The 20,970-nt window shown below is 70.9% G+C and carries 14 protein-coding genes; 10 read left to right on the top strand and 4 right to left on the bottom strand.

From position 1 onward, the window contains the following. Window positions 1-7: 7 nt before the first annotated feature. On the bottom strand, window positions 8-553 hold the full coding sequence (locus tag BJ972_RS08865; RefSeq protein ID WP_129173748.1) for an MOSC domain-containing protein: 546 nt from the start codon (window positions 551-553) through the stop codon (window positions 8-10). Continuing rightward, the gene (locus BJ972_RS08860; RefSeq protein ID WP_129173750.1) at window positions 550-1,437 is read right to left on the bottom strand and encodes a DMT family transporter; all 888 of its coding nucleotides are present in this window, start codon (window positions 1,435-1,437) and stop codon (window positions 550-552) included. Before BJ972_RS08860 ends, BJ972_RS08865 begins: the two co-directional genes overlap by 4 nt. A 39-nt stretch (window positions 1,438-1,476) precedes the next feature. Between BJ972_RS08860 and BJ972_RS08855 the strand changes: the two genes are divergently transcribed. Together BJ972_RS08855 and BJ972_RS08850 are read left to right on the top strand one after the other, a co-directional pair. Further along, window positions 1,477-1,977: a MarR family winged helix-turn-helix transcriptional regulator gene (locus tag BJ972_RS08855; protein ID WP_129173752.1), complete on the top strand. Its 501-nt coding sequence runs from the start codon at window positions 1,477-1,479 to the stop codon at window positions 1,975-1,977. Between the two features lie 22 nt (window positions 1,978-1,999). Continuing rightward, complete coding sequence (locus BJ972_RS08850; RefSeq protein WP_129173754.1) at window positions 2,000-2,530, top strand: GNAT family N-acetyltransferase; 531 nt, start codon at window positions 2,000-2,002, stop codon at window positions 2,528-2,530. Window positions 2,531-2,560: 30 nt separating this feature from the next. Here the strand turns inward: BJ972_RS08850 and BJ972_RS08845 are convergent, their stop codons facing one another. Together BJ972_RS08845 and BJ972_RS08840 are read right to left on the bottom strand one after the other, a co-directional pair. Further along, window positions 2,561-3,937 carry an ATP-binding protein gene (locus tag BJ972_RS08845; protein ID WP_129173756.1) on the bottom strand — a complete coding sequence of 459 codons (1,377 nt, stop codon included), beginning with the start codon at window positions 3,935-3,937 and terminating at the stop codon, window positions 2,561-2,563. 13 nt (window positions 3,938-3,950) lie between these two features. Further along, window positions 3,951-5,312 (bottom strand): cryptochrome/photolyase family protein, encoded by a 1,362-nt coding sequence (locus tag BJ972_RS08840; RefSeq protein ID WP_129173758.1) that lies wholly within the window; start codon window positions 5,310-5,312, stop codon window positions 3,951-3,953. 50 nt (window positions 5,313-5,362) lie between these two features. On the opposite strand from BJ972_RS08840, the gene BJ972_RS17235 reads away from it, so the two are divergent. From BJ972_RS17235 to BJ972_RS08800, 8 genes are all read left to right on the top strand, one after another. After that, window positions 5,363-6,451, top strand: coding sequence for an FHA domain-containing protein (locus tag BJ972_RS17235; protein ID WP_129173760.1), 1,089 nt, complete (start codon window positions 5,363-5,365; stop codon window positions 6,449-6,451). 72 nt (window positions 6,452-6,523) lie between these two features. Next, complete coding sequence (locus BJ972_RS08830; RefSeq protein ID WP_129173762.1) at window positions 6,524-7,645, top strand: serine/threonine-protein kinase; 1,122 nt, start codon at window positions 6,524-6,526, stop codon at window positions 7,643-7,645. Further along, a complete protein-coding gene (locus BJ972_RS08825; RefSeq protein ID WP_164989896.1) occupies window positions 7,645-13,713 on the top strand; it encodes an Ig-like domain-containing protein in 6,069 nt (2,022 codons plus the stop codon). Before BJ972_RS08830 ends, BJ972_RS08825 begins: the two co-directional genes overlap by 1 nt. 57 nt (window positions 13,714-13,770) lie before the next feature. After that, window positions 13,771-14,736, top strand: coding sequence for an AAA family ATPase (locus BJ972_RS08820; RefSeq protein WP_129173764.1), 966 nt, complete (start codon window positions 13,771-13,773; stop codon window positions 14,734-14,736). Next, window positions 14,733-16,103, top strand: coding sequence for a DUF58 domain-containing protein (locus BJ972_RS17670; protein WP_129173766.1), 1,371 nt, complete (start codon window positions 14,733-14,735; stop codon window positions 16,101-16,103). Before BJ972_RS08820 ends, BJ972_RS17670 begins: the two co-directional genes overlap by 4 nt. After that, the gene (locus BJ972_RS08810) at window positions 16,100-18,610 is read left to right on the top strand and encodes a transglutaminase domain-containing protein (RefSeq protein WP_129173768.1); all 2,511 of its coding nucleotides are present in this window, start codon (window positions 16,100-16,102) and stop codon (window positions 18,608-18,610) included. Before BJ972_RS17670 ends, BJ972_RS08810 begins: the two co-directional genes overlap by 4 nt. After that, on the top strand, window positions 18,607-20,130 hold the full coding sequence (locus tag BJ972_RS17565) for a DUF5684 domain-containing protein (protein WP_179419938.1): 1,524 nt from the start codon (window positions 18,607-18,609) through the stop codon (window positions 20,128-20,130). The genes BJ972_RS08810 and BJ972_RS17565 overlap by 4 nt, the downstream gene beginning before the upstream one ends. A 2-nt stretch (window positions 20,131-20,132) precedes the next feature. Then, entirely contained in the window at window positions 20,133-20,969 is an 837-nt protein-coding gene (locus BJ972_RS08800) for a PP2C family protein-serine/threonine phosphatase (RefSeq protein WP_129173772.1), read from the top strand. The last annotated feature ends 1 nt before the right edge of the window (window position 20,970 follow it).

Raw genomic sequence — 20,970 nt, 5'->3', positions numbered from 1 at the left:
AGCGCGCTCACACCGGTTCGAGGGGTTCGTGGGGTTCGGCGGGCAGCTCGATGCGGATGTCGTCGCCGGGCGCGACGCGTCCGCCCGTGACGATGACCGCCATGACGCCCGCGAGGCGCTCGACCGATCCGTCGTCGTGGCGGCGGATGAGCCGCTTCATGAGTCCGGCGCCGAGCGCGTCGATCTTCGTGCAGGGGCTCCGGAGGCCCGTGAGCTCGATGACGGCGGTCTCGCCGAGATGGAGTCGGGTGCGGAGGGGGAGGTGGAGGAGGTCGACGCCGGCGGTCGTGACGTTCTCGCCGAGGTCGCCGGGCGCGACGTCGAAGCCGTCGGCGGCGACCTCGTCGAAGAGCTCGGCGTGCATGAGGTGCACTTGCTTGTTGTTCGGCGCGTTCGGGGTGCGGCGCTTGTCGTAGCGGTGCTGCACCGTCTCGCCGAAGTGCGCGTCGCCCTCGACGCCGAGTCCCGCGACGAGGGTGATCTCGTGCTGCACGGGCTTCGAGAAGCGGTGCCGCGCGTCTCGGGCGACGGCGACGACGGAGGGCTCGGTCATGGCCCCGAGAGTAGTCGACGTCGGCGACCCCGGAGCCTCGCCGCGATCGGCTGGCCGAGCAGCACACCCGTCAGCACGAGGAGGAGACCGACGACCTGACGACCCGAGAGCACCTCGCCCGCGACGAGAGTGCCGAGCAGCACGCCCGTGACGGGGTTCAGAAGGCCGATGAGACCGACGCTCGCGGCATCCAGGTGGGCGAGCCCACTGAACCACGCGACGAACGCGACGGCCGTCGCGATGATGCCGACGTAGGCGAATGCGCCGAGTTCGATCGGGGTGAGGGCGGGCACGGGCCCCTCGACGACGAGCGCCGCGGGAACGAGGAGCAGGCCGCCCGCGATGAGCTGCCAGGCCGTGACCGTGACCACGTCGACGCCGCTCTGCCAGCGCTTCGCGAGGATGTAGCCGAGCGACGACAGCGCCATCGCGGCGAGCGAGGCGGCGACGCCCCACGCGTCGATCGAGACCGGCCCCGTGAGCACGAGGAGGGCGACGCCGACGAGGCCGACCGCGGCTCCGGCGAGGGGGAGGGCGCGCAGCCGTTCCGAGACGAGGGCAGCGGCGAGCAGCATCATGGCGAGGGGGGACGTCGCCATGATCGTCGCGGCGATGCTCGAGGGCAGCAGCTGCGCGGCGACGTAGACGAGCGCGAAGAACGCGCCCATGTTGAGGGTTCCGAGGACGAGGGCCTTCAGCCACCACGAGCCGCGCGGCAGGCCCGGGCGCAGTCCGAGCAGGAGGAGGCCGGCGGGCAGGGCGCGGAGCGCGGCTCCCCACAGCGGGATGTCGGCGGGCAGGAGTTGCCGGGTGACGACGTAGGTGCTGCCCCACGCGATCGGTGCGATGGCCGTGATGAGAACCCAACGCCATTTAGCTTCCATGGAAGCTAGTATAGCTTCCCGGGAAGATAGAGTGGGCGGATGGATGACTCGACCGACCGCGTTGCCCGCATCATGGCCGAGTGGCGGCGCGAGCGCCCCGACCTCGACGTCTCGCCGCAGGGCGTCATCGGGCGACTGCATCGTCTCGCCGCGCACCTCACGGGTGAACTCGTCGGCGTCTACGCGCGATTCGGTCTCGGCGAGGGCGACTTCGACGTGCTCGCGACCCTCCGCCGCGGGGGAGCGCCCTTCGAACGCGCGCCAGGCGACCTCGCCTCGGCGACGATGGTGACGACGGGCGCGATGACGAAGCGCATCGACCGCCTCGAGAGCGCGGGGCTCGTCACGCGCCGCGCGAGCGAGGCCGACGGTCGCGGCCGCGTGGTCGCGCTGACGGATGCCGGTCGCGACCTCATCGACGATGCCTTCTCTGCCCACATCGAGAACGAGCACCGCCTCGTCGGCGAGCTGTCGGCGGACGACGCGCGCGCACTCGAGGTGATCCTCACACGGTGGCTCAGCGTCTACGAGGGGCAGTGAGCCGGCGCGGTACAGTGCGAGAGTGACCCACTCGATCCGCCGTGCCACGGCGACGGATGCCGCGAGCCTCGCGGAACTCGCCGCCGAGACGTTCCCGCTCGCGTGCCCTCCGCACACGACCCCCGAAGCCATCGCCGACTTCATCGCGACGCACTTCACCGAAGCGCGTTTCGACGAGTATCTGAGCGATACCGATCGCGAACTCTTCGTCGCGGTCTCCGACGACGCGCTCCTGCTCGGCTACTCGATGATCGTGCGAGGCGAGCCGAGCGACCCGGACGTCGCGGCCGCCGTGACGCTCCGGCCGACCGTCGAGCTCTCGAAGTTCTACGTGCGCCGGGCCGCACACGGTGCGGGTGTCGCGGGCGAACTCATGCGGGCGACCCTCGACGCCGCGGCCGTCGGTGCGAGCGGCACCTGGCTCGGCGTCAATGAAGAGAACGCGCACGCGCTCCGCTTCTATGCGAAGCACGGTTTCGAGAAGGTCGGTCGGAAGCGCTTCCTCGTCGGAGCGCGCTACGAAGACGACTTCGTGCTCGAACGCTCGTTCTGAGCGTCATCCGCGCGCTCGCCGCGTCGACGATCAGCGCATCGGCACGCCGACGTCGTAACCGCCCTCGGGGGTGAGTCGCTCGCCCATCTGGACGAGTGTCGGCGCGGGCACGAAGCCGCCCGCGAAGAGGGCCTCGCCTTGTCGGAACCACGGCGACGCCGCGAGCATGCCCTCGGGTGCGAAGCCGAAGTAGGTCGCGAGGCCCTCGAGGTCGACGGGCGACGACATCTTCATGAGGGCGAGGTTGTCGCACTGCGACAGGATGCCGGGGTGGATCTTCGACGGCCGCTGCGTCGACAGCAGGAGCCAGAGGCCGAACTTCCGCCCCTCGGCGGCGATCTGGATGAGGCGCTCGCGCAGGGCGACCTGGAGTTCGGACGTCGCATCGGGCGAGCACAGGTTGTGGGCCTCGTCGATCACGAGGAGCACGGGTCGACGTTCCTCGCGGCGCTCCCACAGCTCGTCGAGCACCGAGAGCGCGACGACGAGCTGCTGCTCGGGTGTCGAGAATCCGCCGAGGTCGAGCACCGTGGCATCCGGGCGCTCGGCGATGACCTCGGTCGCCGCACGCCGCGGGCCCGCCCAGACCTCCCAGTCGAGCAGCCCCAGGTTCTCGAGGCGCTGTCCGAGCTGCACCTGGTCGGGGCCGCCCGCGTAGAGGCCCGTGAGCAGCTCGTGCGGGTCGGTGCCCCCCGGCCCCGTGCCCGTGGGCGAGTACTTCGCGTCGGTGTGCAGGAGGGTGTTGAACTCGTCCCGATCGCGGATCGGATCGAGCTGGAGGATCGCCTCCTTCGCCGAGAGCGTGAGGCTCGTGAACCGTGCGCGGAGCGGCTGGTCGTCCGACTGCGGGCGGAGCACCCGGATGTCGCGGTCGGCGAGCGCGTCGGCCGTCTCGCCCGTGACGCCGTCACGCAGTTCGCCGAGGCGCACGAAGTCGGAGTTGGGGTCGAACACGACGACGGGCAGCGCAGTGTGGGCGATGAGCTGTTCGAGCACGACGCCGAGGGCATAGGTCTTGCCCGAGCCGCTCTGACCGCACCAGAAGGTGTGTCGGTTGAAGCGCGTCGGGAGGAGTCGCGCCGGGCCGCCGGGCGCCACGCGATTCGTTCCGATGACGAGTTCGGCGCGCGTCGCCCGGTGCAGTGCGTCGGCGGCATCGCTCGACGCGGCGCCCACGACGGCGTTGTCGAAGGCCACCATGTCGCGGCTCGCGAGGCCGTCGCCGCCGAGGGTGCCGAGGAGTCGACCGCGGGCGGTGCGGGCGTCGACGTCGACCGACTCGATGAGGCCGAGTTGGCGCACACCGTCGTCGGAGTCGAGCGTCACGAGTCCGCCGGCGACGAGCCGGTCGGCGGCCGAGACGGTGAAGGAGCGGGCGTCGTGCGAGCGGGCGGTGGGCGCCGTCATGGGGCTCCTCTGATTAGTCGGACGAAGGGGCTCTCTTCACGCGATCGTAGGCTGCGAGGGCCGCTCGCCGCGACTCCCCGAGATCGACGATCGGCTCCGCGGGCGGCGTGAGGGAGTCGCTCGCGTACTCGGGGACCCAGTGAGTGATGTACGCGCCCTGCGGGTCGAACTTCTTCGCCTGGAGCTCGGGATTGAAGACCCGGAAGTAGGGCGCGGCATCGGCGCCCGAGCCCGCGACCCACTGCCAGTTGAAGGCGTTCGCTGCGGTGTCGGCGTCGACGAGGGTGTCCCAGAACCACTGCTCGCCCTCACGCCAGTCGATGAGGAGGTTCTTCATGAGGAACGACGCGACGATCATCCGCACGCGGTTGTGCATGATGCCCGTGTGCCAGAGCTCTCTCATGCCGGCATCCACCATCGGGTAGCCCGTCCGCCCCTGCTGCCAGGCGGCGAGGGCGTCGTCGTCGAGCGGCGGCCAGGGGAAGGCGTCGAACTCGCTCCGCCAGTTCTTCGTCGCGAGGTCGGGGAAGTGGAAGAGCACGTGCCACGCGAACTCCCGCCAGCCGAGTTCGCTCAGGAACTTCGCCGAGCCCGACCGGTGGATGGCCTCGTGCCAGATCTGATGGGGGCTGATCTCGCCGAATCGGAGATGCGGCGAGAGCCGCGAGGTCACGTCGGCCGAGGGGGTGTCGCGGCCGTCGTCGTAGTCGCCGAGATCGTCGTCGAGGAAGGCGAGCAGGCGCCCGGCCGCGCTCTCTTCGCCCGGGGTCCACGACTCGCGGAGCCCGCCAGCCCAGTCGGGCCGTGTCGGTTCGAGCTCCCACGAGTCGAGGTCGTCGCTCGCGACGCGTGCCGCGGGACCGGTGATCTCGCGGGGTGCGGCGAGCGGTTCGCGGGGTGCCGGCTCGGCGCGGCAGGCGCGCCAGAAGGGAGTGAAGACCGAGTACGGCGTGCCGCTTCCCGTGCGGATCGTCCACGGTTCGAAGAGGAGGGACGCCGCGTGGCTCTCGGCGACGACGCCCTCCTCGCGGAGGCTCGCCTTGAGCGCGGTGTCGATCTCGCGTTCCGCGCCGCCGTAGCGACGGTTCCACATCACGGCATCGGCGCCGGTCTCGGCGACGAGCTCGGGGATGACGGTCGCGGCCGCTCCCCGGCGAAGCACGAGTGGGCTGCCGAGGTCGGCGAGCCGGGCGCCGAGGTCGGCGAGGCTCTGGTGCAACCACCAGCGGCTCGCGCCGCCGAGCGGGCGGATGCCGGGGGACACCTCGTCGAGGAGGTAGACGGGGATGACGTCCGACCCCCGATCGACAGCGGCTCTGAGCGCGGGGTTGTCGGCGATGCGGAGGTCGTCACGCAGCCAGACGATGGTCGTCATGGTGGCACCTTACCCGCGAGTGGGGGGTGCCTATCGGCTAGGGTTCTCGTGTGTTCGAGTACCCACCCACTCTCCGTGACGGCGAGATCGGTTTCGCGATCGTGACCGACCGCTTCGTGTGCCTGTTGGGCGCCGAGGCCGATGCAGCGACGGGGGCCTCGCTCTACGCGCTCCTCGACGCCGACGAGACGCGCATCGCCGATGCGCTCGACGTGCTGCAGACCGGGGTGAGCCTCCAACGGTTCGCGATCGTCGAGGTCATCGACCCCGTCGAGCGCACCTTCCACGTCGCGGTGCGCGGTGACGTCGACGTCACGATGTCGGGCGTCGCCTCGACCCGGATGACGGGTCCGGCGGGTACCGCGTGGGTCATCGGCGAGGCCGTCGGCGTCGACGGCCTGAGCCTCTCGCTCGGCGGAGAGCCGGGGGATGACCGCCTTCCCGTCCGACGAGGAGTCGTGCGCACCGGCATGATCTCCGTCGCCGAACGCCGCCCGGTCGCAGCGACGGTCGCGGCCGACGACGACATGGCGACGCGACCGATCGAGCTTCCGCGCGCGGCCGACGTCGAGGCGTCCGGCGACGTTCCGCGACCCGCGAAGCGCTCGGCGGCGACCGCCAAGCACGTCGAGACCGAGCAGCCCGCGCGCACCCTGAAGCCCGCCCGTAAGCCGCGCGCTGAGGCGACTGCTGTTGCCGAGAAGTCCGCTCCCGTCGAGGATGCGGCGCCCGCACCCGCGCCCGCCGAAGCCCAAGCGCCCGCGGAGGCGCCGGCGTCCGCCGACGTGGTTCCGGCGAAGCCCGCCGGTCCGACGTGGCGTCTCCTCCTCCCCGACGGCAGCGAGATCGAGCCGCCCGTCGTGTTCGGCCGTCGGCCGTGGAAGGGCGGCCCGAAGAACACGCTCCACGTCGTCGCTCCGTCGCCCAATCGCGAGATCTCGGGCGTCCACATCGAGGTCGACGTCGACGGCGGAGGGCTCTCCGCGCGCGACCTCGATTCGACGAACGGCACCGTCGTCTACACGCCGTCGCGAGCACCTCGTCTCCTGCACGACGGACGTCGGATTCCGCTGGTCTCCGGCGATATACTCGACTTGGGGGAGTCATATCGCGTGACGATCGATGTTCGCGACGAATGACGACCTCGCGCGTTCACGTCGGGACTGTCAGCAGCCCGAGCTGACAGAGAGGATTCCAGCGTGGCGAGACGGATGACATCTGCCCCGCCGATCATCGCGGGGTACAGCTACGTACGTCCGCTCGGATCCGGCGGATTCGCCGACGTCTACCTCTACGAACAAGACATGCCGCGCCGTGTCGCCGCCGTCAAGGTGCTCTTCGCCGACGCGGTCGACCCCGAAGTGCGTCGCACCTTCAACGTCGAAGCCGACATCATGGCCAAGCTCTCGGCCCACCCCGCGATCGTCACGATCTACCAGGCCTCGATCTCCGCCGACGGCCGCCCGTACTTCGCCATGGAGTACTGCCCCGACACCATGAGCGCGCGCTACAAGAAGCAGCCGCTCGGCGTCGCCGAGGTGCTCGACACCGGCGTGCGTATCGCGGGTGCCCTCGAGACCGCCCACCGCGCGGGCCTCCTGCACCGCGACATCAAGCCGTCGAACGTGCTCATCAACTCGCTCGGCGCTCCCGTCCTCGCCGACTTCGGCATCGCCGCCGCCGTCTCGGCCGACGAGGGCGAACCCGAGGTCTTCGCGATGTCGATCCCGTGGTCATCCCCCGAGGTCCTCCAAGAGAAGGTGTCGGGCTCGATCCCGAGCGAGATCTGGAGCCTCGGCGCGACGCTCTACACGCTCCTCGCCGGACGCAGCCCGTTCGAGGCCGACAGTCGCGAGAAGAACACGCGCGATCAGCTCGTGCGCCGCGTCATCAAGGCCAACTACACCGCCCTGCCGATCGAGGGGCTGCCGCCCCGCATCGACGACATCCTCTCGACTGCGATGAACCGCGACCCCTCGAAGCGGTTCGCGTCGATGGCCGACTTCGCCGAACAGCTCCGCTGGGCCCAGTACGAACTCGGCATCCCCTCGACCGCGTTCGAGGTCGCCGCTCCCGAGTGGGCCGCAGCCTCACCCGTGCGCTTCAGCGACACGCGCGTCCGCGGGCCCGTCATCTCGACGGTCGACCCGAACTCCCGCCGCGCGGCCCGTGCGGCCAAGCAGGTCGAGGCGGGTGTCGTCGATCGTGACGGCCTTCCCGTCGCCGCCCCGCGATCGTCGTCGCTCCGTGCGGGTCTCCTCGGCGCAGGGATCGGCGCAGCGGTGCTCGCCGTCCTCGGCGTCGTCGCTCTCGTCGTGACAGGAGTGCTGTGATGGCCCGGCCCACCGCCGTTCGCCGCGGCCCGCGCGGCGCCCTCATCGCCGCGATCTCGTCGATCGCGGTCATCGGCGTCGTCGTGACGCTCGCCGTCACGGCGCAGGGGTACGAGTCGCAGCAGGTGCCGCGCCTCGAATCGATGGTGTGGGTCACCCGCGATTCGGGTCAGTACGCGCGCGTCAACACCGAGCTCGCCGAGATCGACACGGTGCGCGCCGTCGACGACCCGAGCGCCGTCGTGCAGTCCGGTGCGACGAGCGTCGTCTACAGCCAGGGATTCCGCCAGCGCTGGGCGGTGGATGCCGCGAGCCCGATCGATCTCGTCTCCGACACCGAGACCGAGGAGGCGCCCGACGACGCCCCCGCCGAATCGGCTCCGACCGGCTCGGAGGCGACCCCTGCGGGAACGCGCGAGATCATCTCGGCGGGCGGCTACGTCGTCTATCGCACCGACACCGGCCAGGTCTTCCTCGGCACCGTCGACCCCGACTCCGGCATCCTCCCCATCGACCCCTTCGCGACGGTCGAGACCGAAGAGGGCGAGGAGCCGCCGACGTACGTCGCGAGCGCCGTCGCCGTCTCGCCCTCGGGCCTCGTCGCCCTGTACTCCGCCGACGAAGGCGCCGTGCGCGTCTACGACGGTGCGACGCAGGAGTTCCGCGGAGACCCCGAGCCCGTGGCATCCGGCCCCGATGCCGAAGCGCGACTCGAGTTCTCCTTCGTCGCCGGCCGCTGGATCCTCGGCGAACCCGCGGAGGACCGTCTCTGGATCGCCGGCAGCCCCGACCCGGTGACGGTCGACCTCGGCACCGAGGCGCGCTTCCAGTCGAGCGCCGACCTCGGAACCTCGCTGCTCATCGCCGACGGCGCCGGCCTCGTCGAGGTCACGCTCGACGATGGCTCGGCCGAACGCATCGCCGACGCGTCGGGTACGCCCGCGGCCCCCGTCGTGACGGGGACCGACGCGTACGCCGCGTGGTTGACCCCCGAGACCGGAGCGCTCTGGTCGAGCTCGACGGGAGAGACGATCCCCCTCGACACCCCGGGCGACGTGCTCGAATCGGCCCAGGCTGTCGTGCCGGTGCTGCGCTCGAACGGCGACCGCGCCGTGCTCAACGAGACGGTGACGGGTCTGCTCTGGACCGTTCCCGACGGCGCGATCATCCCGCTCGAGCAGTGGTCGGTCGACGACCAGAACGACGAAGATCAGGGAACGATCGTCGTCGAGGACGTCGCCGAACCCGAGCCTCCCGTCGCGGTCGACGACGCCTTCGGCGTGCGTGCGGGCGACCTCGTGCTGCTCCCCGTGCTGCTGAACGATCACGACCCGAACAAGAAGGACGTGCTCACGATCGAGCCGACGTCGCTCTCGGGTCTCAGCGATCCCGGCTTCGGCGAGCTGTCGATCATCGGCAACAGCCAGTCGCTCGCCGTGCGCGTGGCGGCCGAGAGCGGCCAGGCGACGTTCACCTACTCCGTCACCGACGGATCGGCGGTCTCACCGCCGGCGACCGTGACGCTGACGGTCATCGATCCGTCCGAGAACTCCGCTCCCGAATGGTGCGGCGTCGAGGCGTGCCAGCAGGAATGGCCGTCGCCGCAGCTGCTTCCCGGCGGAACCGTGATCGTGCCCGTGCTGAACGCCTGGGTCGACCCCGAGGGTGACACGTTCATCCTCTCCGATGCCCGCGCCGTCGACACCGAGGCTCCCGTGAGCGTCGTTCCGATGTCGGACGGCCGCGTCGCCATCCGCCACACCGACGCCAACGCCTCCGACGCCGTCATCTCGGTCCAGATCACGGTGACCGACATCTTCGGGGCGTCGGCCGAGAAGACCCTCGAGGTGCTTGTGACGAGTGCGCCGTCGCTCGTCGCCGCGCCCGTCGCCGTGACGGCCGGAGCGGGCGAGGCCGTGAGCGTGCGCGTCGCCGAACACGTCACCGGCGGCTCGGGCTCCTACCGACTCGTCGACGCCGTCGAGACGTCGGCCGACGCAGCCGGCCTGCTCGTCTCTCCGAACGCCGCCGCGGGCGAGATCGACCTGAGCGCTCCCGAGCCGGGGCAGTACGTCGTGACCTACTCGGTCGTCGATGCCATCTCGCTCGCCGAGCAGTCGGCCATCATCCGTCTCACCGTCGTCGGAGAGGGCGTTCCTCTCGCGGTCGCTCCGATGACCGCGTTCGTGCGAGCGGGCGAAGACACCTCGGTCGACGTCTTCGGTGCCGTGCAGAACACGACGGGCCGCGTGCTCCTGCTCTCGGAGGCGACGAGCTCGACCCCCGAATTGAGCGTCGGTCTCGTCGGTCAGTCCCAGTTGCGGGTGAGCGGCACGACCCCGAACGGCCAGCCCGGTCTCGTCGGCGAGGCACGCGTCACGATCGCCGACGGCGCGGGTGCCGCCGTCACCGGAACCGTCGCCGTCTTCCTCGCCGCCTCGGCCAACGACGTCGACCCCATCGCACTGCCCGACACCGTCACCGTGCGCGCCGGCGAACTCGTCCGCATCCCCGTGGCCGAGAACGACGTCAGCCCGCGCGGCGCGCGCCTCGTCGTCCACCCCGAGGTGAGCGGTTCCGGCACCGAGGGCGAGCTCGTCTTCGCGGCGGGCAACAGCGTGCGTTACCTCGCGCCGACCACACCGGGAACGTACCGTCTCGGCTACTCCATCGCGCTCGAGAGCGACCCGTCGCGCACCGACAACACGTCGATCACCGTCACGGTGCTGCCGTCGGGCGTCAACCGGCCGCCGAAGCCCGCCGTGCTGAACGCGCGTGTGCTGAGCGGTCAGAGCGTGAAGATCCCCGTGCCGACCTACGGCGTCGACCCCGACGGCGACCGCGTCGTGCTCGTCGGAGCCGACCAGCCCGGTGCGAACAAGGGCACGACGTCGGTCTCGGCCGAGGGCGACTCGATCATCTACACGGCCCCCGCCGCAGGCGTGAGCGGAGGTCAGCTGACCTTCGCGTACACCGTGCGCGATTCGGGCGGCGCCGAGGGCACGGGCTCCGTCAGGGTCGGCGTGCTGAACGCCGAACTCGCCGACACCGCACCCGTCACGTTCAGCGACTACGTGCGCGTGCAGCGCGGTGCAGCAACACCCGTCACGATCCAGCCGCTCCTCAACGACCGCGACCCCGCGCAGGGCACGCTCGAACTCGTCGACCTCGTGCCGAACGCCCCGGCGGGCACGACCGAGTACGCGCGACTCGCCGAACTCGTCGACTCGGGCACCTCGCTCGAATCGGGCCGTGTCATGCTCCGGGCAGGAGACGTCGCCGGGACGAACTCGTTCGTGTACACCGTGCGATCGTCGGTCTCATCGAGCACCGCTCAGGGCCTCATCGTCGTCGGTGTGAGCGATGACGCGGCTGCCGACCAGCCCGTCGTGACCGACACCATCCTGACGGCGCGCAATCGCGGCGACCTCGAGAAGAGCGGCATCGACGTCGTCACGGGGCGCGTGCAGTGGGCCTCGGGCGACGTGTCGACCCTGCGACTCAGCCTGTGGGGGCCGAACTCCTCGCGCTACGACGTCTCGGGCTCGCGCATCACGGGCACTCTGCCCGAGAAGGGCGACCTGGTCCCCTTCCAGCTCACCGGCCAGGATGCCTCGGGCGGCGACGTCGTCTCGTACGGCTTCCTCCGCATCCCCGCCTTCGACGACATGCGTGTGCAGCTCGCCGGGTCGGTCGAACCCCTCGACGTCGACGAGGAGAAGTCGGTGACGATCGAGGTGCGTGAGCTCGTCGACCTCGCCGCCTCCGATCGCATCGAGCTGCGCGAGGGCGACTTCACGACGCAGCGCGCTGCGGCGTCGTGCACGCCGAGCGGCCCCGAGAAGGCGGTCTACGCCGCGGGCCGTGAGGCGCCGTGGTCCGATTCGTGCCTCATCCCGCTGCGTCTCGACGGTCAGACGACGTGGTCGTACGTCGTCGTGCCGATCGACATCCGCCCCAAGAATCCGCAGGCCATCCTCTCGGCGCTCTCGCGCACCATCGCGCCCGCGGCGTCCGAGTCGATCGACCTGTACAGCGCCATGACGACGTGGGAGGGCGGCCGTGAGGGCGACCTCTCGAAGCTCGACTACCAGGTCGCCTACGCCGGCTCGGCGTTCACGATGACGCAGGGCGGCGGTCAGGTCTCGTTCGAGGCCCGCGCCGACGCGCCACCCGGCACCCGTGAGACGGCTACCGTCTCGGTCTCGTCGTTCGGAGGCCTCTCGGCGACCATCACCCTCGTCGTCGGTGCTGCCCCGCCCGACGCTCCCCGTGGAGCGACGTTCTCGCGCGAGTGCACCGTGAGCGCGGGCACGTGCTCGATCCCCGTCGTGGGAGTCGGCGGCGAGTACGACCCGTTCGCGGGCAAGACCGGTTCGGGCCTCAAGCTCGTGAGCGTCGGCGGCGGCGGAGCCGTCACGTGCGACGTCACGACCGTCACGGCCGCCGGCGAGACGAGCGTCTCGGCCGTCTTCCCCGCCGGTCAGGCCGCCTTCGGCGGACAGTGCGTCGTGCCCTTCACGGTCGCCGACGCGCAGGGCCGTACAGGCCCCGGCACGCTCACGATCGACGTGCAGGGTTACCCGCAACGCCCCGCGAGCGTCACGACCGTCGACTACTCGGGTTCGAGCGTCACGCTCGAAGTGCCGCTCGGCGAGGCCGCTCGCGCGCAGCCCGCCGTCACCGGCGTCGCCATCTACAGCGGCGGACGATCGACGGGCGCCTCGTGCTCTCCGTCGGGAACCGTGTACCGCTGCGTCGTCTCGGGACTCACGAACGGCGAACGGCGCGAGTACACCGCGCGCGCCGTCAACAGCGTCGGCGAGTCGACCGATACGTCGGCCGTCACCTCGTGGGCCTACCAGGCCCCCGAGATCTCGTCGGCGACGGCGAGCCCGGTCTACGAGCGCGGACGCACGTCGCCGTCGAACGCCGTCGTCGAGATCGTCGTGAAGTCGAGCGACGACACCCGCCAGTTCCGCATCGACGGCGTCGGCCAGTTCGATCGTCAGGGCGGCACGACGACCTACCGTCTCGACACGGCGCCCGGTGGTCAGGTCTTCACCGTCGTGCCCATCTCGCGCTTCGAGCCCCCGATCGCGGGCTCGACCGACGGCGCGGCCAAGACGCTCACCGTGAACGCCGCAGGCGGCCCGATCTTCTCGAACGGAGTCTCGGCGTCGGCCGCGACGTCGACGAGCATCACGGTCTCGGGCGGCGACCTCGACATGAACGGCAGCGGGCGCGAGCGCCAGCGCATCTACGTCGCGTGGCGCGGCGGCAACGAGCCCGAGTGCCGTGTGAACGGCGAGGGCGGCGGCCTCTCGATCGCCGGCGGCGAGGAGCAGTCGACGTCGTCGAGCATCACGGGCCTGCAGTCGTACGAGCTCTACAACGTCAAGGCCTGCGGATCGAACGGCTACGGCGTGGTCTCGTCGAACGTCGCCCAGGTGTTCACGTTCGACGCGAACCAGCCCCCGGGAACGGGTGGCGAGGCGAGCTACACGGTCGACACCAACCCGTCGCAGGACGGCCGCGTCTACAACTACGGTCTCGCGCAGGGCCCGTCGGTCACCCCTCCCGACGGCCGCTTCACGGTGCAGTACCGCACCTACGGTGACTGGAGCGAGAGCTTCCAGCTGAGCCCCGATGCGATCCCCGACGCCAAGGCGCGTGCGTGCCGCAACGGCTTCCTCGGCCAGTACTGCTCGAACGAGCAGGGACTGGCGGCGAACACGGCTCCGACGACGGTCAGGGTCGAGTTCCTCGACCGTCGTCCCGTCGTGGGTCCGCCGAGCGACCCGAACCGGTTCGCGAACCTCGACCGCGATGTGCGCGACATGATCCGCGTGTCCAACGCGGCGAGCGGCTCCTGGTCCTTCGTCGCCACGCCGAACGCCGACGGATCGCAAGCCGAGGTGATCATCACGTGGAGCGGGGCCTTCGCCCAGCTGACGTCGATCTCGCGCACGATCGACCTCGACCCGCAGCCGGAGCCCGAACCGGAGCCGGAGCCGGAGCCCGAGCCCGAGCCGGAACCCGAACCCCCGGCCAACCCCAACCCCTGAGCTGACGTCGCCCGCGACATCCACCCCCGTCTTTCCCCTTCGAGAGGATCCACTGATATGACGATCGCCCCCGAGCAGACCGCCTGGTTCGCCGAGACGTTCTCCCTGCTCGCCGACAACGTCGAGCAGGCGATCCTCGGCAAGCGGCACGTCGTCGAGCTCGTGCTCGCGACCGCCATCAGCGATGGCCACGTGCTGCTCGAGGACTTCCCGGGCACGGGTAAGACGGCGCTCGCGCGATCGATCGCGCAGACGGTCAAGGGCACGAGCACGCGCATCCAGTTCACGCCCGACCTCCTGCCCGGAGACGTCACGGGCATCACGGTCTACGACCAGAAGAAGGGCGAGTTCGAGTTCCACGCGGGCCCGATCTTCGCGAACATCGTGCTCGCCGACGAGATCAACCGTGCGAGCCCGAAGACGCAGTCGGCGCTCCTCGAGGTCATGGAGGAGTCGAACGTCACGACCGACGGCGTCACGCGTCCGGTCGGCGACCCGTTCCTCGTCATCGCGACGCAGAACCCCATCGAGCAGGGCGGCACGTACCGTCTGCCCGAGGCCCAGCTCGACCGCTTCATGATCAAGACGTCGATCGGCTACCCCGACGAGGCCGCGACGCTCCGCATCCTCCAGGGCGTCGCGAACCCCAAGCGCGAGCTCTCGAGCATCGTCACGACTGACACGATCGTCACGATGTCCGACATGGCGCGCGGCGTCTACGTCAACCCGCTCGTCTCCGACTACATCATGCGGATCGTCGACGCCACACGTCGCGCGACCGAGGTGCGGCTCGGCGTGAGCGTCCGCGGTGCTCTGGCACTGTCGCGCATCGTCATGACGTGGGCCGCCGCCCACGGGCGCACGTTCGTCACCCCCGACGACGTCCGCGAGCTGGCCGTGCCGGCGCTCGCCCACCGACTCGTCCTCGAGCCCGAGGCCGAGTTCGACGGCGTCACCGCGATCGCCGTCATCAACCAGATCCTGCTCGACGTCGCTCCGCCCCGCGAGAACGGCGCTGCGTGAGCTTTCAGACCGAATCGCGGATCAGCCGCACGACGGCCGGCACGGGTACCCACACCCGGGCCGAGACCGTCACGCGCTATTCGCAGACCCGTCGCGGCGCCGTCTCGGGGGCCGTCTTCGGCCTCCGGCGCGCCGCGCGGGGAACGGCGAGCGTCGTCCGACGCTCGGTCGCGTGGGTGCGCGAGACGGTCTCGCCCGCGGGACTGCTGCTCGCTGTCGCGCTCATCGCGGGTGTCGCCACGGGCCTCGGCTTCGGCTGGATCGAGGGCTGGGTCGTCGCGGGCATCGCCTTCGTGCTGCTCGCCCTGTGCGTGCCGTTCCTCATCGGAGCGCACGACTACCGGCTCGACCTCCAGCTCGACCGTGACCGCGTCGTGGCCGGCAACGAGGTCGGCGGTCGCCTCGACCTCGTCAACAAGGGCGAGCGCGTGTCGCTCCCGGGCGTCGTCGACATCCCCGTCGGTGCGGGCCTCGTCGAGGTGCACGTCCCGCTCCTCCGAGCCGGCGGCCACCACCGCGAAGAGCTGACGATCGCCGCCCAGCGCCGCGGCGTCATCGATGTCGGCCCGATGACCATCTCGCGCGGCGACCCGCTCGGCGTGCTGAAGCGCGAGCTCAGCTGGCCCGAGGTGCAGCGCATCTACGTGCACCCCATCACCGTGCCGATCCCGCCGACGAGCGCCGGTCTCATCCGCGACCTCGAGGGCACCCCGACGAACGCCCTCGTCGACGCCGACCTCTCCTTCCACGCCGTGCGCGAGTACGTCGTCGGCGACTCGCAGCGTCACGTGCACTGGAAGTCGACCGCGAAGATGGGGCGCCTGATGGTGCGCCAGTACGAAGAGTCGCGCCACGCGCGCATCGCGATCCTCCTCGACCTCGACGACGAGGAGTTCGAGACGGAAGACGAATTCGAGATGGCCGTGAGCGCCGCGGCATCCCTCGGTGTCCAGGGGGTCCGCGAGGGCCGCGACGTCCTCATCGCCGCGAGCGCGCCGATCCCTGAGTTCAGCCGCAACGCGGTGCAGTCGATCCGCACGGTGCCGACGCGCACGCCGAAGGCGCTCCTCGACGGCATGGCCGCGATCGAGTCGGGCGGGCACGTCATGCGACTCGAGGCCGTCACCAACCTCACGGCCCAGTCGTTCTCCGACCTCTCGATCGCCTTCCTCGTCACGGGCCAACGGATGCCGCTCATGAGGCTTCGACAGGCGGCCATCGCGCTGCCGCAGGGCATCGAGACGATCGCCGTGCGCTGCGAACCGGGAGCCGAGCCCACGATCAAGGCGACGCGTGAGATCACGGTCGTCACGATCGGTGCCCTCGGAGACCTCACCCAGCTCCTCGCCCGCGGAGTGATCCGATGAGCCGCCGCCGCCGAGCCGCGCCCGTGCGCCCGAGCGACGACCAGATCATCGTGATCTGGGGTCTCGCGTACCTCGTCGTCGGTGTGGTGCTCGCGGCGTTCGCGGCCTGGCCGGTCTACCAGTCGCCGCGGATGATCCTCGTCGCGGCCGTCGGACTGCTGCTCGGTGCGGGCACGATCGTGCTGTCGCGCTACCTCAAGTGGACCGGGCTGACCGGTGCCCTCACGACGGGTCTCGTTGCCTTCGTGCTCTACGTCGTCGCCGTGGTGCCCGTCGCGATCCCTTCGGCGTTCTCGTCGCCCGGTGCGTTCTTCCGCGGCATCCTCGACGGCCTCGTCGGCATCGTCGTCGGCTGGAAGCAGCTGCTGACCCTCGATCTTCCCGTCGGCGAGTACCAGGCGGTGCTCGTGCCGTTCTTCATCGTGGTCTTCGTCGGCTCGATCGTCGCGAGCGCGCTCATCACGCGCGAGAACCGGTGGACGCCGCTCGCGGCCCTCGCCGTGCTCCTCATGACGGTCTTCGGCATCGCCTTCGGATCGAGCGAGACGAGCGCGCCGATCACGGTCCTCGGCGTCGAGGTGCCCGCCCCGCGCGAACTCGGGCTCGGTGTGCTGAGCCTCCTCGCCGCGGTCGTCTGGCTGCTCGGCCGCGCCCGTCTCACGCGTGCGCGAGCGCTCGCCCGTGCGCGTGCCGGCACGGTCCGTCAGGGCGGCGAGTCGATCGCGATCGCCGTGCGCCGCAACGCCCTCGCCGTCGGCATCGTCGTGATCGCGCTCGTCGGCGGCATCGTCGTCGCACCCGCCGCCGCATCGCTCGGAGAACGCGGCGCGCTCCGTGACACCATCGACCCGCACGTCGTCGTGCAGCAGCAGCCGAGCCCGCTGAGCGGTTACCGGTCGTGGTTCCAGTCGACGAGCTTCGACACCGAGACCTTCAGCATCACAGGCGACGTCGATCGTGTCGGGCGACTGCCGATCGCCGTGCTCGACGAGTACGACGGCGAGGTCTTCCACGTCGGAGCCGACACGCGATTCTCGCGCCTGCCGCGGAGCGCCGGCCCCGGGTCCGACCGCATCGACCTCGACGTGCAGGTCGGTGAGGGCTTCGGCGGCATCTGGGTGCCCGCCCCGACGCTTCTCGCCGCCGCCCCGTCGTTCGGAGGCCCGCGCGCCGAGGCCCTCGCCGATGGCTTCCACATCGCCCCCGACGGCGGGGGAGCGGTCGACGTCGCGCCGACGGATGACGGTCACGGGCTCGTACCGGGTGACTCGTACACGGTGCTGGCCGACGAACCCGTGCCGGATACGTCCTTCGCGACGGCCACCGGCGGCGAGTCGACGATCGATCCCGAGCTCTACCCCGCGCTCACCGAGTGGGCGGCCCTGCAAGAGCTGCCGCGCACGGGAGCCGGGTTCGAGGAACTCATCGATCGGCTGCGCGCCCGCGGCTACCTGAGCCACGGTCTGCTCGAGGACGACGCGTCGTCGGCATGGGTCGCCGCGCTCTCGGCCTCCGGTCGCTACGCATTCCTGTCGAGCTACGCGGGCCATTCGCGCGCCCGTCTCGAGACGCTCTTCACCTCGATGATCGACCAGCAGCGTCGTGCGGGGCCCGGCGCGGACGAGGACATGCTCGTCTCGGGCGTCGGCGACGACGAGCAGTTCGCGGCGGCAGCGGCCCTCCTCGCGCGGCACTGGGGCTTCGAGTCGCGCGTCGTCGTCGGCGTCCGACTCGCGGGTGCTGAGGAGGTCCCCGGCATCCCCGCGTGCGACGACGCCTGCACGGGCGGCTCGATGTCCGCCTGGATCGAGGCTCGGCCCGCGGGCGGCGAGTGGACGGCGATCGATGCGACCCCGCAGTTCGCCATGCTGCCGACCGAGATCACCGAGGGCGAGCAGCTGCCCGAGAACCCGACCGTGCCCGACGAGGTCACGAGCGAAGCCGTCGATCCGCCCCAGGCGCAGAGCGATTCGAGCGATGAGGAGGTCGTCGCCGACGATCGCCCGTCCGAGGCGCTCGACGCGTTCTGGCCGATCATGCGCTGGGTGCTCATCGGCACGGGAGCGCTCCTGCTCCTCCTCCTGCCGTTCGCGACGCTCTTCTTCGCGAAGCGCATCCGCCGCTCCGTGCGACGCGGGTCGCCCGACACCGAGGTGCGGGTCGTGGCCGCGTGGGAGGAACTCGTCGACCTCTACACCGACTACCGCATTCCCCTCGAGTCGACCCCGAGCCGCATCCTCGCTGCCGAGTCGTCGGGACGCGCTGCGGCGCTCTCGCTCGCGGCGGGCGTCGACCGGGCGGTCTTCTCCGAGCACCCGCCGGCCAAGAAGTTCGCCGAGTGGGCGTGGCAGCTCGTCGACGACGAGCGCAAGCAGCTCGCCGCGTCGGCCGGCTTCCGCGGTCGTGTCCGCGCGGCGCTGTCGCTCCGCTCGTTCACCCGGCGTGCCGGCTCCCGCCCCCGAGTGTTCTCCCTGCCTGACGTCTTCCGAAAGGAGATCGCCCCGTGAATCCCTACTACGACCCCTCCGCCGCGATCGGAGCCGTGATCGCGATGCTGGCGATCTCGAGCCTCATCGGCGTCGGAATCTACGTGTGGTACGCGCTCGCGCTCTCACGTCTGTTCCCGCGCCTCGGGGCGGAGTCGTGGAAGGGCTGGGTGCCGATCCTCAACACGTCCGAGATCTTCGCGCGCGGCGGTGTGCCCGCGTGGTCGGTCGTCTTCCTCTTCATCCCGATCGTGAACCTGTACGGGCTCTACCTGTACGTCATCGCGACGCATCGCATCAACGTGCTCTTCGGTCGTGGCGCGGGCAGCACGGTGCTCGCGGTGCTGATCGCGCCGCTGTGGGCCACGCTCCTCGCGTGGGGCAGCACCAACCCCGATCCGGAGCGCGGTCGTCTTCAGGCGACGACCGGTGCGGCCGATCGGGCGACCGGGCCGCTCGCCGAGAGCGCGCCGACGGCACGGGATGCCTCGGGCTATGCGATCCCCGCAGCAGCGGGAGCCGCAGCTTACCCGCCTCCGTACACGGGCCCCGACTCCGACGCCGGAGCGCCGGTCTCGGAGTACTCCGACTCGGTGAGCAACTACATTCCGTCGCCCGCATACGCCGCGCGACCCGCTGACGATGCTGCGCCGTTCGGTGCATCGGCGCCCGCGCCCGCCGTCGCGGGCAACCCGTGGGCGCCGCGTCCGACCGACGCGCCGCCCGCGCCTCCCGTCGCTTCGCCGGTGCCCCCCGCGGCCCCGGCCCCCACCGGATTCGACGAGCTGCCTCCGCCGCCGATCCCCGCGCGCATCCCCGCCCCGGTGCCCGTCGCTCCCGAGCCCGAGTTCCTCGCGCCCACGCCGCTGCCCGAGCCGATTCCCGTGCCGATCGTCGCTCAGCCGCCGGCACCTCCGGCGCCGCCGACCCCGGCCGAGCCCGTCGCCGCACCGGTCGTCGCCGCGCCGCCGGCACCTCCTGCGCCTTCCGCGCCCGTCGAGGCCCCGATCGAGGCCGCGCCCGCCGAGGCGCCCGCGTCGAACATGCAGGCGCTCTTCGCCTCCGACCCCGCCGCCGTCGCACCCGGCACGGAGGACCTCGACTTCGCGGTCGCCCAGACGATCATCACCTCGCCTCCGCCCGCCGCTCCCGTCGAGGACGACGAGGATGACGACTTCGAGTCGACCGTCGTGGTCGACCGTCGACCGAAGATCCCCTGGCGGCTCGTGCTCGACGACGGCACGTCGTTCGATCTGACCGGTGCGCGCGTCGTGCTCGGTCGCAACCCCGCCGCCGCCGATTCCAGCGAGCAGCGACTGCCCGTTCCCGACAAGACCCGCACCCTGTCGAAGACGCACGCGCGTCTCGAGCTCGACGACGGTCGCTGGAGCATCACCGACCTCCGTTCGACGAACGGCGTTCTCGTGGTCGACGCGTCGGGCGAGGAGACGCTCGTCGAGGCCGACGTGCCTATCGAGGTGACGTCGCGCTTCGTGCTCGGCGAGGTCGGCATGCGCGTCACGTACGGCGAGGACGACTGAGCATGCCGAACGCCCCCGTCGTGGTGACCGTCGCCGCCGTCACCGATCGAGGCCAGAAGAGGCAGGCCAACGAGGACTCCCTCCTCGCCGAGTCGCCCGTCTATCTCGTCGCCGACGGCATGGGCGGATACGACGCCGGAGACCTCGCGAGCCAGGCCGTCGTCGCCGCGTTCCGCGAGCACGTCGTCGGCGATGAGATCACGACCCTCGACGAGGTGCGCGATGCGCTGTCCGCCGCGGATGACGCCGTCGAGGTCGTCTCGGGCACGACGAAGCGCGGTGCGGGCAGCACGGTCTCGGGAGTCGCTCTCGTCGAGCACGACGGCCTGCCGCACTGGCTCGTCTTCAACGTCGGCGACTCGCGCGTCTACCGTCACACGGGCAGCGACCTCGAGCAGATCACCGTCGACCACTCGCTCGGCCAGGAGCTCGTCGACGAGGGCGCGCTCCGCCCCGAAGACCTCGCGACCTTCGCCCGACGCAACGTCATCACGCGGGCGATCGGCGCCCCCGATTCGACCGCCGACAGCTGGCTCATGCCCGTCACCGACGGCGAGCGTCTGCTCATCTGCTCCGACGGACTCACGTCGGAGGTCAGCGACGAGGCGATCCGTGCGACGCTCACGATGAGCGGTCGCCCCGAGTCGGCGGCCGAGGCGCTCGTGCAGCGGGCGAACCAGGCCGGCGGACGCGACAACATCACGGTCATCGTCGTCGACGTCGTCTCGGGAGGCGGACGTCTCACGAACGACGACACGACAAGCCTGCGATTCGCGAGCCTCGGCCTCGGCGACTCGATGATCGACGACACGACGATCCCCGTGCGCGTGGTGGTCTGAC

This window comes from Agromyces atrinae (assembly GCF_013407835.1).
Lineage (GTDB): Bacteria > Actinomycetota > Actinomycetes > Actinomycetales > Microbacteriaceae > Agromyces > Agromyces atrinae.
Note: the sequence above shows the minus strand (reverse complement) of the source record. Positions and strands in the feature narration are given on the sequence as shown.

Excerpts from the sequence above, each read along its gene's own strand:
- BJ972_RS08865 (WP_129173748.1), bottom strand. The coding sequence starts at position 553 with ATGACCGAGCCCTCCGTCGTCGCCGTCGCCCGAGACGCGCGGCACCGC.
- BJ972_RS08860 (WP_129173750.1), bottom strand. The coding sequence starts at position 1,437 with ATGGAAGCTAAATGGCGTTGGGTTCTCATCACGGCCATCGCACCGATC.
- BJ972_RS08855 (WP_129173752.1), top strand. The coding sequence starts at position 1,477 with ATGGATGACTCGACCGACCGCGTTGCCCGCATCATGGCCGAGTGGCGG.
- BJ972_RS08845 (WP_129173756.1), bottom strand. The coding sequence starts at position 3,937 with ATGACGGCGCCCACCGCCCGCTCGCACGACGCCCGCTCCTTCACCGTC.
- BJ972_RS08840 (WP_129173758.1), bottom strand. The coding sequence starts at position 5,312 with ATGACGACCATCGTCTGGCTGCGTGACGACCTCCGCATCGCCGACAAC.
- BJ972_RS08830 (WP_129173762.1), top strand. The coding sequence starts at position 6,524 with ATGACATCTGCCCCGCCGATCATCGCGGGGTACAGCTACGTACGTCCG.
- BJ972_RS08825 (WP_164989896.1), top strand. The coding sequence starts at position 7,645 with ATGGCCCGGCCCACCGCCGTTCGCCGCGGCCCGCGCGGCGCCCTCATC.
- BJ972_RS08820 (WP_129173764.1), top strand. The coding sequence starts at position 13,771 with ATGACGATCGCCCCCGAGCAGACCGCCTGGTTCGCCGAGACGTTCTCC.
- BJ972_RS08810 (WP_129173768.1), top strand. The coding sequence starts at position 16,100 with ATGAGCCGCCGCCGCCGAGCCGCGCCCGTGCGCCCGAGCGACGACCAG.
- BJ972_RS08800 (WP_129173772.1), top strand. The coding sequence starts at position 20,133 with ATGCCGAACGCCCCCGTCGTGGTGACCGTCGCCGCCGTCACCGATCGA.